This window comes from Ruegeria sp. BJ6, from assembly GCF_056537885.1.
In genome coordinates this window covers 221,228-233,824 of the sequence record NZ_JBQFSG010000002.1, presented here as the reverse complement: position 1 = coordinate 233,824, position 12,597 = coordinate 221,228, and the positions used below count along the sequence as shown (strand labels likewise).

Annotated in this window: 12 protein-coding genes; 7 read left to right on the top strand and 5 right to left on the bottom strand. The window is 53.2% G+C overall.

The window, feature by feature from the left end; genetic code table 11:
• Nucleotides 1–15: 15 nt before the first annotated feature.
• The 3 genes from ACR0D6_RS06440 to dusA are packed head-to-tail and all read right to left on the bottom strand — an operon-like array spanning nt 16 to nt 2,637.
• Nucleotides 16–801 (bottom strand): hypothetical protein, encoded by a 786-nt coding sequence (locus ACR0D6_RS06440; RefSeq protein WP_480764901.1) that lies wholly within the window; start codon nt 799–801, stop codon nt 16–18.
• On the bottom strand, nt 795–1,619 hold the full coding sequence (locus tag ACR0D6_RS06435) for a sulfite exporter TauE/SafE family protein (protein ID WP_170651762.1): 825 nt from the start codon (nt 1,617–1,619) through the stop codon (nt 795–797). Before ACR0D6_RS06435 ends, ACR0D6_RS06440 begins: the two co-directional genes overlap by 7 nt.
• Before the next feature lie 28 nt (nt 1,620–1,647).
• On the bottom strand, nt 1,648–2,637 hold the full coding sequence (gene dusA, locus ACR0D6_RS06430; protein WP_480764900.1) for a tRNA dihydrouridine(20/20a) synthase DusA: 990 nt from the start codon (nt 2,635–2,637) through the stop codon (nt 1,648–1,650).
• An 875-nt stretch (nt 2,638–3,512) separates the two neighbouring features.
• Here dusA and ACR0D6_RS06425 point away from each other — a divergent pair.
• The 7 genes from ACR0D6_RS06425 (at nt 3,513) to ACR0D6_RS06395 (ending at nt 10,823) form a co-directional block, all read left to right on the top strand.
• Complete coding sequence (locus tag ACR0D6_RS06425) at nt 3,513–4,025, top strand: hypothetical protein (RefSeq protein WP_480764899.1); 513 nt, start codon at nt 3,513–3,515, stop codon at nt 4,023–4,025.
• Between the two features lie 80 nt (nt 4,026–4,105).
• Nucleotides 4,106–5,911: an ATP-dependent nuclease gene (locus tag ACR0D6_RS06420; RefSeq protein ID WP_480764898.1), complete on the top strand. Its 1,806-nt coding sequence runs from the start codon at nt 4,106–4,108 to the stop codon at nt 5,909–5,911.
• Nucleotides 5,908–7,671, top strand: a complete 1,764-nt coding sequence (locus ACR0D6_RS06415; protein ID WP_480764897.1) for an ATP-dependent helicase — start codon at nt 5,908–5,910, stop codon at nt 7,669–7,671. The genes ACR0D6_RS06420 and ACR0D6_RS06415 overlap by 4 nt, the downstream gene beginning before the upstream one ends.
• A 125-nt stretch (nt 7,672–7,796) precedes the next feature.
• A complete protein-coding gene (locus tag ACR0D6_RS06410; RefSeq protein WP_480764896.1) occupies nt 7,797–8,768 on the top strand; it encodes a DNA cytosine methyltransferase in 972 nt (323 codons plus the stop codon).
• Nucleotides 8,768–9,613, top strand: coding sequence for an NgoMIV family type II restriction endonuclease (locus ACR0D6_RS06405; RefSeq protein ID WP_480764895.1), 846 nt, complete (start codon nt 8,768–8,770; stop codon nt 9,611–9,613). Before ACR0D6_RS06410 ends, ACR0D6_RS06405 begins: the two co-directional genes overlap by 1 nt.
• Before the next feature lie 2 nt (nt 9,614–9,615).
• Nucleotides 9,616–10,029 carry a very short patch repair endonuclease gene (locus tag ACR0D6_RS06400; protein WP_480764894.1) on the top strand — a complete coding sequence of 138 codons (414 nt, stop codon included), beginning with the start codon at nt 9,616–9,618 and terminating at the stop codon, nt 10,027–10,029.
• A 14-nt stretch (nt 10,030–10,043) separates the two neighbouring features.
• Nucleotides 10,044–10,823 carry a hypothetical protein gene (locus ACR0D6_RS06395; protein ID WP_480764893.1) on the top strand — a complete coding sequence of 260 codons (780 nt, stop codon included), beginning with the start codon at nt 10,044–10,046 and terminating at the stop codon, nt 10,821–10,823.
• Between the two features lie 184 nt (nt 10,824–11,007).
• Here the strand turns inward: ACR0D6_RS06395 and ACR0D6_RS06390 are convergent, their stop codons facing one another.
• Both ACR0D6_RS06390 and ACR0D6_RS06385 read right to left on the bottom strand, forming a co-directional pair.
• Nucleotides 11,008–11,307, bottom strand: coding sequence for a hypothetical protein (locus ACR0D6_RS06390; RefSeq protein ID WP_480764892.1), 300 nt, complete (start codon nt 11,305–11,307; stop codon nt 11,008–11,010).
• A 399-nt stretch (nt 11,308–11,706) separates the two neighbouring features.
• Nucleotides 11,707–12,387 (bottom strand): recombinase family protein, encoded by a 681-nt coding sequence (locus tag ACR0D6_RS06385; RefSeq protein WP_480764891.1) that lies wholly within the window; start codon nt 12,385–12,387, stop codon nt 11,707–11,709.
• Nucleotides 12,388–12,597 lie beyond the last annotated feature (210 nt).

Genomic DNA, 12,597 nt, shown 5'->3' with positions numbered 1-12,597 from the left:
AAGAATGACAGGACGTTAGGGGGATTCGATCCATTCGGCTACTCCCCCGGGGCACTCGGGCCTAAAATAGGCAATCATTCGTCCATCCGGTCCGGCAGACGCGGCGCTACCCCAGGGCGCAACCCCATGCAGACAATGGCGGTGCAGGACATAAGCCTCACCCGGTCGTGCAGGCAATTCGATGCGCGGGCAGGTTTCGAACACCTGACGGCGGGCTTCCTGATAAATCTCGGTTATGTCGACCGTATGCAAATCCTCAGACCGAAGGCCGGCAAAAGCACGGGCAAATGCCGCGCCGAGGATTTTATGGCTGCCCTCCCAAAGCACCAGAGGCGCGGCATCCGCGCTGGCCTGCGTCAGCGGTATTCCCAAAATCCAGGTATGCGGCTCGTCCACCCGGCGGCGCCTATCCGGGCCGTTCGGTTTCAACCCATCCACATGCGCGCCGTCCCGTCGGGCGCGATAGCGCGCAGCGGCTTCGTTCTCGCCCTTTCGAGGACGCGGGTATCCCGGATAGATCACCGAAACCTGCCCCTTGTGCAGAGGTTGTACGCCCAGATGTTCGGATATGAATCCCATCGCCTGACCGGCCAGTGGCTTTGAATGCCCCACCCTGCCCTTGGCATCGTTCTCCAAAGCGTCAACGCCAATGAACCACGTTCCTTCGCAATCATGCCATTGTGCATGAGCAGGATCGCTTACCGAGGCTCGGGCTGCAGGCAGAACGTGCGAAACCCACTCGGCCAGAACTGGATCATGAGGGAATTTGACCCAGCCTTTCCGAAAAAACGCCTCTACCATCCCAGCGCCTTGCGCAGCATGTTCAGCGCCACCAGTGTCAGAAAGACCGCAAAGACCCGTTTAAGCGGTTTCGGGTCCATCGAGTGCGCCAGTTTTACGCCCCAGGGGGCCGTGATCAGTGTCATCGCGACAACGATCCCGAACGCGATCAGATTAACTGCCCCAATGGTCAGCGGGGGCCGATGTTCCGCTGCGATATCCAGAAACAGAAACCCGATAACCGAAGGCACGGCAATGATCACGCCGAACCCGGCAGCTGTCGCGACGGCCCGGTGGATCGGAGTATTGTAAAGGCTCATCAAAGGCACGCCAAAGCTGCCACCGCCAATCCCCATCAGAACGGATAGAAACCCAACCGAAGGCGACAATGCGGCCCGCCGCACTCCCTTTGGCATTTGGTCACCCAACCGCCATTCCGACCGTCCCAGCCCAAGATAGGCACCGATGACCATGCCCAGCAGCCCGAAAAGGGCCTGCAAAGCTTCGGTCCGCAAGGCCGAGGCCGCCAGAACACCAAAAACCGCGCCAACAGCGATCCCCGGCCCCCAACCGCGAAGGATATCCCAATCCACCGCACCTTTTTTGTTATGGCTCAGAACAGACCTGATGGACGTCACGATAATGGTCGCCAGTGATGTGGCCAGGCACATCTGCATCAACTGCGGCCCGCCATATCCAAGCGTCTGGAATGCATAGAAAAACGCGGGAACCAGTACGATCCCCCCACCCACGCCAAGCAATCCGGCCAGAACCCCGGCCAACGCGCCGATTACAAGCAAAAGGCCCAACATCTGGGCCAGCATCATCGTCTCGGGCATTCTCCCCCCAAACCGGCAAACTGCCGTATCAACCCGCCTGCTCAACCTCGGGCAGTGGCGTCACACAATTCAGCGCAGCCAACACCAGATCAGCCCCCGCCCCGTCTTTGACCGCGCCTTCAGACAGCATCCGCCGCCACCCTCGCGCACCTGGACGGCCTGCAAACAACCCCAGCATATGGCGGGTGATCTGATGCAGACGGCCGCCGTTGGCAAGGTGTTGCTCGATATAGGGCACCATTTTGTGAACAACTTCAATCGGATCAGTAACCTGCCCTGCACCAAAGATATCGCGATCAGCGGCACAAAGTACATCCGAGGGCTGATGATAGGCCGACCGCCCGATCATCACACCATCCAACCCGGCATCCAGATGTTTGCGGGCCTCATTCAGAGAAGTGATGCCTCCGTTGATCGATATATGGAGATCGGGAAAGGCCGCCTTCATCCGATGAACCAGTGGGTAATCCAAAGGCGGAATATCCCGGTTTTCCTTCGGGCTTAAACCCTGCAGCCACGCCTTACGCGCATGGATCGTAACGCGATCGCAGCCAGCGGCGCTGATTTTTTCCAGAAACTCCGGCAATACCTGCTCTGGGTCCTGCTCATCCACTCCGATGCGACACTTGACCGTGACGTCAATGTCTACGGCCTCACGCATAGCCGCAACGCACTCAGCCACCCGCGACGGATCCTTCATCAGGACTGCTCCGAACGTTCCGGACTGAACCCTGTCAGAGGGACAGCCGCAATTCAGGTTGATCTCGTCATAACCCGCCTTCGCCCCGAATGTTGCAGCTGCTGCCAATTCGTCTGGGTCCGACCCACCCAACTGAAGGGCCACGGGATGTTCTTGCGGGCTGAACTCGAGAAGATGCAAAGCGCCCCCGCGGACCAATGCTGGGGCCGTGACCATTTCCGTATAAAGTAGGGTTTGTGAGCTCAGCAGCCGATGCAAAAAACGGCAGTGCCTGTCGGTCCAATCCATCATGGGCGCAACCGACAAGCGGGAGGCCATTCTGATCACCGCGTTATTTTCGGCGCACGTCACTGTTGGCCACCTTTCTTTTCAGCGTTTATTAGACCTGGCATCGGTTAATCGGGGCTGGCGCCGATATTCAAGGGCTACACCCCAATTTGCAGGCTCCATGATCGAGCTAGATGCGAACAATCAATCATCCTAGTTCTGGGCGGTGCTTCACATAATGTAAAAGGGAGAGTTCGTCTACCAAACGGCGTATGCACAGGAACTGCTGCCGATCACAAAACCGCTCCATTCAGGAATCTCGTGCGGGACGTTGCGCTTGGGGCTCTGGATTCTGGTGCGGTCGAGAAGACTCGATACTCGGATTTTTTTTATAACTGTTGATAAATAAATACTTTTTTCGAGTCATCACACAGCTAAACGTTCACTCTTGTGTGACGTTCACCTGAGTTGTTTTTCTTCCCTTTGCTCTTCTTTGGCACTGCAATTTATTGGCTTTCCATCTTCATCCAAACTCCGCCGCCTGCGGATTTCGTCAATCAGAGGCTTGTAGAGTCTCTCCGGGTGCGGTGGTGCCGTCTTTGATCCGTAAGTCATGTTGGTTTCTTGCTTAGTGGAATTTCTGAATTGCCCGTTGAGACGCAGCGCTCGGGTCGATCACGCTTCGGTCTATCGCGAGTGCAGCAAGTCGCGAACCGCAGATTCCGGACGTCCATCGTCAGGTGGCCAAGACAGGTGAGCGGTCAAAGCTGTTGTAAGCAGCTAGGATAGAGTGCAATCTTGTGATGCTCCATTTGGTTTTTTATTCCCGCTATTCGCCTGCTATACCCGAGGGTTCATTGCGCCTATATCTAGTTTCAATTCTTTTGTGCGTGTGCACCTCGGCAAGCGCCTACACAGACATAGATATGGCTAGACGCGCCTACGCAGCGATTCCATTTTCCGATATCTATGCCAATAAGGATCAGCGCACCGAAATGGCGGTAGCGATTCAGGCTTATTGGCAGGACTTTGACAACCGACTTCCAAGGCTATCGCCGAACGAGCTTGAATGGCTTAAGAGCGAGCTAGATACCACTGACAACGCGAGATTGAGCAGAGCGATGCAGACCCGCGAGTTTTCCCTCTGGGAGCTGGCAAATATCTCTGATCAATGCACAAATGCGGTGGCTGGGCTTGTGACCGCAATCAATACTCCGGCTCAAGAGCAAACGGAGATGTTCCACTGGAGCAAAGTCGCCAATTGTTACCACCAAAGCAACGGGTCACTGTTCAGACATCTACGCGGGGCGCGGTTGGACACAAATGGTGACGCCAACGACGGCCACACGTTAGACAGCCTGATGCTTTCTCGCATCCTGTTAGTCATCATCCCATCGTCGATGGCAGACACCATGGGATGGGAGCTAAACAGCAAATAGGTTTGGGCTCGAAGCGGTCGTTCTCTGCGGTAGGCATCAACAGATCGAAAGAGCCCCAAAACACATAAGGCATATTGCGGATGAGAATTTCAAGAATCGTTGTTCAGAACTATCGTGGATTGCAGAGTGTCGATGTTGGTATCGACAATGACCTTGCTTGCATTATTGGTGAAAACAACACTGGCAAGACGGCTTTACTTCGTGCTGTCCAGATGTGCCTGGATGTGTCCTTTCCTTCCATGTTTCGCTCATTGGTCCGTGAAGACATTCATGCAAGTGTCGACATCACCCATCCAAGCCAGGTTCTCATTGGCGTCGAGCTGACGGGGTTTGAGGGCGTCGTGAACCAGGAAGCCTTGGTTGCGACGTGGAAAACAGACGCGGACAAAGCGCGGATTTTCTACCGATTTCGCCCCAAGCTAAGTGTACGCGAGGCGCTTGGTAGTGGAGAAATGGATGCCGGTGATTTGACTTTAGAGGATTATCAGTGGGAATTGAAAGGCGGAGGAAACCCTGCAATCGATCTCACGGAGATCGATTGGGATGACGACATTGGCGAAGCTGTTCGTTTCTCGGATTTGCAGTCGTACTTGGTTGTGAGCCTGCCAGCTCTGCGCGATGTTGAGAATGAACTGCGCAGTTTCAGAACATCACCTTTGGCGCGGTTGATTGAAGCATGTGAGATTGACCAAGCAGAGCAGGATGCGCTGATAGCAGTTCTTGACAATGCCAATCAGCAAATTGAGGCATCGGCTACCGTAGCAGACATCGCAAACTCAATCGACGCATCATTCAAGGATGTGTCAGGACCTGCATTTGAAATGAATGCAACGCTCGGGCTTTCTGCCGCGACATTCCAAGCAATTATTCGTAATCTAAAAATTCTGCTTTCTGACCTAGCATTGACGTCTTTCGAACCTGGCCGAAACGGTTTGGGCATGAATAACATCCTATATATTGCTATATTGATGGAATATCTGGAGAGACGGCGCACTCGCGGGGACTCGGCAGGTCAACTCATTCTGGTCGAAGAACCGGAAGCGCATTTACATCCTCAACTTCAAGCTTCTTTGCTTGTTGCGCTCCGTTCAAAGGACGTACAAACCCTTCTCACAAGCCACAGTACACAGATCACCTCGCTTGCACCTTTCAACACGCTAGTTTCTCTTACCAAACGCGCCGACGCATCAATCGCCTCTAGCACATTGGCCGACAACGATCAGTTGGATGCCAGCGCCATTGCCGATCTTGAGCGCTATCTGGATTCAACCAAAAGTAACTTGTTGTTTGCGCGGCGAGTCATGCTTGTTGAAGGTGCTGCTGAACTATTCCTTCTTCCGGCGCTTTATGAGGCAGTTCATGGCGGGAACCTTGAACGGGAGGGTATATCTGTTGTTGCCATTCATGGCGTTCATTTCGATGTATTTGCCCGCCTGTTCCGCACGGGCAACCTTGAGAAAAAATGCGCAATTGTGACTGACGCAGACTTAAAGCCGTCGGATGCAAGCGATGAATTTGATCTGCATGTGGACAAGCCAAACCTTGCGGCCCTCGAAGGGGAGTTCGTGCGCGTGTTTGCAGGTGCTACGACGTTCGAGCGCGAGTTGGTAATGGTTGAAACGCTGCCTATGCTTATCGAGGCGTGCAGGCAACTTGGAGCGCCTCAGATCACAGCGCAACTTGAGACTGGACTTGCTTCGCTACAAAACGACAACCTTGGACCGGAGATTGAAAGTCAGGTTATCGAAGAGTTAGGAACAGCAGTTCTCAATACTGCCAAACGATTTGGTAAAGGTCGTTTCGCGCAGGTCGCGGCGCGCCATGTGGCTTTGTGTTCTGATTTGCCTCCGTACATTCAAGAAGCAGTTGATTGGCTGAAAGAATGACCTCTTTGACACCGGAACAACGGCAAGCTGTTGAACACAAAGGAAATGTACTGCTTTCAGCTTGTCCCGGCAGTGGAAAAACGCGGGTAATCATTGCCAAGTTATTGTTGCTCGCCGAACAAGTTGAAGGCACTCCGCGCTCTATTGGTTGCATCACTTACACCAATACCGCCGTGGACGAGATTGAAGATCGGATAAAACAGGCTGGCTCTCAAACGCTGTTTGAGCGCTGTGAGATCGCTACGATCCATGCCTTCTGCCTGCAATTTATCCTGAAACCCTATTGCTGGCTCATTCCCGAGTTACCTCGTGATTTCAAAATTCTGACACGAGAGATGAGCCTCTTTGACCGCCTTGTCAGAGCAGTTGAAGATGAGATCGGCAGGGAAGTTCAGTTCCGGACTTTCGACGACTATGCTTCCTTACGTATGGATGCCGTTGGTCAACCAACTGGTGTCGGTATCGAAGGAGGAATTGTCAGCGCGGCTAACGCCGAGCGGTATTGGGAGTTGATGCACCAGAACGGCTACATCGACTTTTCGATGATCCTGTTCTACTCGCTACGAGTTCTGCGGGAACAACCTTTTGTAGGACGTGGTCTTTCATGCAGGTTTTCCTGGCTCCTTGTGGATGAGTTTCAGGACACAACCGACGTTCAAGTCGCAATTCTAGGCGAGCTAAACCGGCATCTTCAAAGCGGGTTCTTTCTCGTTGGTGACGAGAACCAATCGATCAATGGCTTTGCCGGTGCTCGTCCAGACTTGGCGCAAGCGTTTGCAGTCGATGTGCAAGCGGAACAGAACCTTGCCCTCACTGGCAATTTCAGATGTGCACCTCAAATTGTCCAACCGGCTGAAACACTTATTCCACGGATGCCCGCCATGCATTCGGTTGGCGCTGCTGCTGGTTTTGCAGGAACCGTCGAATATCACCACGTACAATCTCCGATTGAAGGTATTACTGACCACTTCCTGCCATTGCTCGAAGAAGAGGGAATCCCACTTGGCCAGGCGGCTATTGTCGCACCGTGGTGGCGTCATCTGGTGCCCGTGGCACGGCGGTTGCGCGGGTTTGATGTGCCCGTCTACGGGCCTGGTGCCCGCCCGTATCAACGAAGACGGCTCTACGCCATTTTGGCCGAACAACTCGGGGCAAGCGTCGAAGCTCAAAACTTGTCACAACTCCCTAGTGTTGAGAAAGCCATCTTCCGGTTGGTTAGCGAAGCAATGGGGCAGACCCGTTTTGACATCTTTTCCTATTCCGGCAGATGCACAGCATTGGCGCTTGTATACGCGGCACAACAAAGTGCCGTTGACCACCCCGGCGGTATGGCTTGGCTTCAAGTGTCTGCGCAGATTGTTGGTCAGATCCTTGTGCGGGATGAGTGGATTGATCAGGCCACAGCCGCCGCGCTTGCACATTCGGTTGAAGAGATGAAAGCGGACATGGTGAGAAACAAGATTGATGTTGAGAACCTGCAGATCGCCGATCTTGGACTATTTGCCAATCCAGACGATGCTATCAAGTTGATTACACTGCATAACTCCAAAGGGCGAGAGTTCGACGCTGTTGCCATCATCCATGCGAACAATGGGAATATTCCGCATTTTACGGCTAAAACGCAGGCCGATTTTGACGAGGCGCGCCGCCTATTCTACGTCGGCATCACGCGCGCCAAGAAGCATCTCCGAGTGTTCTCCGATCAAACGCACTATCGGAACGTGCCATCGCGTTTCATCAAAGCGGCTGGCCTCGTATAGCCTTGTAAACTCTTTCTAAACTCCCGCGCAGAACATATGCGGAACAAAGCTGTGTGGATATCCACATATCGTCCCTTCCGAAGTTTGATGCACAAGGTTATGATGATAAAAAAGGGGTGCAGTGCATGCAGGCGAATCTAACATCGGTGGAACTCTGTGCTGGCGCTGGCGGCCAGGCTCTTGGCTTGGAGCAGGCGGGATACGGCCATGAGGCACTTGTCGAGATCGACAACCACTGCCGCAACACCTTGATGCTGAATCGCCCGCAATGGAACGTCTTGCAAGGGGATCAGGCCGATCTGATGAAGTTTGATGGCCGTCCATACGAAGGAGTCGATCTGCTTGCTGGAGGCCTGCCCTGTCCACCATTTTCAGTAGCCGGAAAGCAACTCGGTGACGCGGACGAGCGAAATTTGTTTCCTGCCGCATTGCGTGTTGTTGATGAAATCCGGCCGCAAGCAGTGATGATCGAGAATGTGCGCGGCTTTCTTGATGCCGTTTTCGCGGATTATCGGCAAAACCTTAAACGACAACTCAAGAAACTAGGCTATGAAACCGAATGGCATTTGTTTAATGCTTCGGACTTTGGCGTTCCACAACTGCGTCCACGTGTAGTGATCGTTGCTATCAGGAGTGATAGAGCAGAGCATTTCTCGTGGCCTGTGCCGACGGGTAAGAACGCTCCGACTGTTGGTGAAGTACTTCACGATCTCATGGCAGAGAACGGTTGGAAGGGCGCAGGACGCTGGCGCAAACAGGCTGATGAAATTGCTCCAACAGTCGTTGGCGGCTCCAAGAAACACGGAGGCCCCGATCTAGGTCCAACAAGAGCAAAACGGGCTTGGGCAACACTAGGCGTAGACGGCATGGGTATAGCAAACGAACCGCCAGAGCGCGACTTTGTTGGCATGCCCCGGCTTACGGTTAGGATGGTCGCACGGCTACAAGGTTTTCCGGATCATTGGGCGTTTTCCGGTAAGAAAACACCTGCTTACAGGCAGGTTGGGAACGCATTCCCGCCGCCAGTTGCCGAAGCTGTAGCGCTCAAAATCAAGGAAGCGCTTTCTGTCAGAACATCGGTGCAAGTGGTGGCGTAATGAGTCAGGCCTGGATGTCGCAGGCGCGGCGGGAGTTTCACGCTACGCTCATGGACAGCATTCTAACCAGGAGTGCTGCTGGAATACCAAGCAATGCTGACAAATCCAGTAAGCCTAGCATTGCGATAGCCAACTCCATCCTGGACCAGCTCGGCACGGCAAAAACTGCTCCGAAACTTGCAGGTCAAACTGCTGGAGCCGACTTTGAAGGCGTGTGTGCGACATTCGTAAGAGTTTGCTTTGAAAGGATGCATCACTTGCGCCCTGGCACCTTCACGGTAACCAAGGGCGGAGCTATCGCCACTTTTGACCAATATGCTCATCTTGATGATCTTGAAGCCATCGCAAAAGCGAACCGGGAGATCGCGACGGCGCTTGGATCGGACTATCTCATCAAACCCGACATCGTCGTCGCGCGATCACCTGAAGAGGACGCCACGATCAACGCCATTGAAAACCTGGTGGACAGTGGCACAGCGCGCTTGACTAGCTTGCGCAAAGCTAATCAACAACTCGACATTCTTCACGCTTCCATCAGTTGTAAATGGACCTTGCGAAGTGATCGCGCACAAAATGCTCGGTCAGAAGGGCTCAATCTTGTTCGTAATCGGAAAGGGCGACTACCGCATATCTCTGTAATCACAGGAGAGCCAACACCAGGACGCGTTGCTTCTCTTGCTTTGGGAACCGGAGACATCGATTGTGTGTATCACTTTGCGCTCTTTGAGCTTCGCAAAGCTCTTGTGGACCAAAACCGCGAAGAGACGCTGGAACTGCTCGACACTATGATCGAAGGTAAAAGGCTACGCGACATTTCCGACTTGCCGCTTGATCTCGTGACATAGCCATGGCCGATTCTATTCCGCCGGAACGGCGAAGCTGGAATATGAGCCGTATCCGGTCAAAAAACATGAAGCCGGAGATGATTGTTCGACGGCTTGTTCACGGGATGGGGTATCGATACAGGCTTCACCGTAAAGACCTTCCTGGAAAGCCCGATCTTGTCTTTGGCCCACGGCGGAAAGTGATATTTGTGCATGGGTGTTTTTGGCACCAGCACAACGACCCGGCATGCAAGATCGCCCGTATCCCCAAGACTCGGCTTGAATACTGGATACCTAAACTGGAAAAGAACGTCGAGCGTGACCGTCAGCACATAGATGCTCTAAGCACTACTGGTTGGAGCGTGTTAACCATTTGGGAATGTGAAACAAAAAACATTGCAGCCCTTATTAAAAAGCTAGAGAAATTTCTTGCATGAAAGTGTGAGGCTCAATGAAAGTTACTTTTTCCGATTGTCATTCAGAACTCGTCAAAAATGGCGGGCCGGGCGCAAGAAAAGCCTTCGACGAGTGGCGTCGGCGTCCAGGTTATCAGCAAGTTGTCGACTTTGTCCGGGGTTTCGATCATGAGAAAATATATGCTTTGACTCCTGATGATATCCGAACTGCGGTGAAAAATACGGATCACGCTTTGGGCGATGTTCCAGCAAAGGACCAAATCCGCGAGATAGAGGACTTTACTTGCCCCTTTGCCCTGCAACACCTTTTTCATCACTTTGTTGAGCAACGAGGATATGTGCCGACATGGCAGAGGTTTTTCAGATGGATGAACAAACAAGCAAAGCCGTATTGGCTAGATCAGATCCAACCGCTCTGCCACGAACTTAACGCTCGGTACTCTGAAAAACGTATCAATGATGCAATCAGATGGCGGCTCGGGAAATTCTACTACTCAGCACTACGAGAGGTAGACTTTCTTGTTTGGATGCACACGCATGGTGTGAAGCTAAAATACCATCTGCTTGCTGATGTGCTCCTGCGTACTGATTATTGGATGGAACAAACCATTTTGTGCACCTTCGCGCCAAATCCACGTTACCGATCTGAAGGCGAGGGCCGGAAGAATCCGGCTGAAGTCTACTTCCGAGATGCTGCGCAGCCGTTCAATATTATTGACTTTGAAGTACAACATCAGGGCTTCGGGAAAGTCTGGCTGACCAAAGAATCTTCCAAGCTTGAGATATTAAAATTGTTAGAGCAGGCGCACCGTTGACGCGGTCGGGCTCGCGTGAACCAAGCCTGTAGTCTGGGCCGTTCGGCTTTGATCCCTTGCGCTTGAAGTAGTGCGGCCAGCCGTGACCGGCTGACACTTCTCTTTCTTTGGGGCTTGCAGTCCCCTGGCCATCAAGACCTGAACACGCCTTTGGGGTGCGCTTGGCGCGTATGGGCCGTTCGCTTCAGTTTGCATAGTCCGTTTCCGGCGCATTGCCGCCGTTCGCAGCCTCAGTTGTCGCACCTGCGGCGAACGGCAGCTTGGTGGCCTTACAAACAGAATGGGCGTGTGCAGTGAAGGTCGGAAACGCCCCGCCGGTGTCTCGCTCTAGATCGCGAACGGCGCGCTGTCCGGTCTTGCGGGAAGAAAACATCTGGGCGTAGAGCTTGAAGAGAAATACTGCACACACGCAGAAAAGCGCCTTGCAGGTGTCTCTCGTTACCGCGCTTCGAAAGAGATCAAGTGTGCGGCCTAGATAGAACAAACTCCGTATCGGTTTGCAGCCGATTGCAAACCGAAACTGAGCTTCAAGCCCAAAAGGGCGGACGCCAGTGCAACTTTTTTGCCGAATTTTTGAAACTAACGAAAACCCCATATTGTGCGATTTTGCTCAACAAATTTGGGCTTTGGGTCCCCCGGTCGAAAAATTTGAGGGTGGTTGTACTACCACTGCAGCTAAAAGGGTTGCAACTTTAAATCGCGAGTTGCTCTGGTCTCGGCAGGAGGCATCTACCGCCCCTACCCACCCCCACCGGTATATCCCCGACGGGTCCCATTTTACTTTTATTTTCAACAATTTATGATGATCTTAGGTTCACCAGAACTGAAGCAAAGTAGGTATTTTCAAGCCGCTAACGCGGCCATGCGCTGTGCTTTGGTGCTATTAAGATGCCAGAGCCAATCGCCGACGCAAACGCGCGACCGTGTTGGGGTGCCATTGCCCTCCACGAGCGGTCTTAATGCCACGTTTGTTCAACTCGTCCGCTTGCTCCCGCAATGTGCTGAATCCAACTGTTTCGAGGTCTTCCAGCACTTCTGCTAGATCGTGGGCGCGCGCGTTAGCGCTGTCCCTTTGTGCGGCGCAGGCTGCGTCGTTGCCCTTGCCTGCACGACGCAAAGCGGCAGCCCCGTTCGGGTTACCGAACTTCTGCCCACGAGCCTTTGCAGCCTGCATGGCTGCACGCGTCCTATCGCCAATCATTCGGGATTCTGCTTGGGCAATCACGCTCATGATCCCAACGGTCAGGGCGTTTGCGTCCGGCATATCGCAGCACACGAAATCGACGCCTGACTCCTGCAATTTAAGGAGAAACGCCGCATTTCGGCTTAGTCGATCCAGCTTGGCAATTACCAGTTTTGCACCCATGACGCGCGCCATCTTTAGTGCCTTCTCAAGCTCTGGACGTGCGTTGTTCCTGCCAGACTCTACTTCTTGGAATTCCGCCACCATCTCCGCGTTAGCGGCCTTGGCGTAGGCAGCGATAGCTACTTGCTGAGCTTCCAGCCCTAGACCACTGCGCCCCTGCTTATCGGTCGATACTCGGATATATGCGACGATCTTCACGGCAGTTTCTCCAATTTACATCTGGCCCAAGGGTCCCTAGGCAAGTTGTAACACCGTTGAAATGTGATTCGCGAGTCAATTCAGATATTTAAAGAGGTAAAAGTATTAGCCTGCTTCTGAATCGGTCGCATTAAGTCGATTTACTTTAGGTAAATATTTATGACCTAAGTTGTTGCAACTTGTGACGTTGACGGCGGCTAAAGGACCGGA

Bases quoted from the DNA above. Each gene is read 5' to 3' on its own strand.
- ACR0D6_RS06440 (WP_480764901.1), bottom strand. From the start codon at position 801: ATGGTAGAGGCGTTTTTTCGGAAAGGCTGGGTCAAATTCCCTCATGAT.
- ACR0D6_RS06435 (WP_170651762.1), bottom strand. From the start codon at position 1,619: ATGCCCGAGACGATGATGCTGGCCCAGATGTTGGGCCTTTTGCTTGTA.
- dusA (WP_480764900.1), bottom strand. From the start codon at position 2,637: ATGGCCTCCCGCTTGTCGGTTGCGCCCATGATGGATTGGACCGACAGG.
- ACR0D6_RS06425 (WP_480764899.1), top strand. From the start codon at position 3,513: ATGGCTAGACGCGCCTACGCAGCGATTCCATTTTCCGATATCTATGCC.
- ACR0D6_RS06420 (WP_480764898.1), top strand. From the start codon at position 4,106: ATGAGAATTTCAAGAATCGTTGTTCAGAACTATCGTGGATTGCAGAGT.
- ACR0D6_RS06415 (WP_480764897.1), top strand. From the start codon at position 5,908: ATGACCTCTTTGACACCGGAACAACGGCAAGCTGTTGAACACAAAGGA.
- ACR0D6_RS06410 (WP_480764896.1), top strand. From the start codon at position 7,797: ATGCAGGCGAATCTAACATCGGTGGAACTCTGTGCTGGCGCTGGCGGC.
- ACR0D6_RS06405 (WP_480764895.1), top strand. From the start codon at position 8,768: ATGAGTCAGGCCTGGATGTCGCAGGCGCGGCGGGAGTTTCACGCTACG.
- ACR0D6_RS06400 (WP_480764894.1), top strand. From the start codon at position 9,616: ATGGCCGATTCTATTCCGCCGGAACGGCGAAGCTGGAATATGAGCCGT.
- ACR0D6_RS06395 (WP_480764893.1), top strand. From the start codon at position 10,044: ATGAAAGTTACTTTTTCCGATTGTCATTCAGAACTCGTCAAAAATGGC.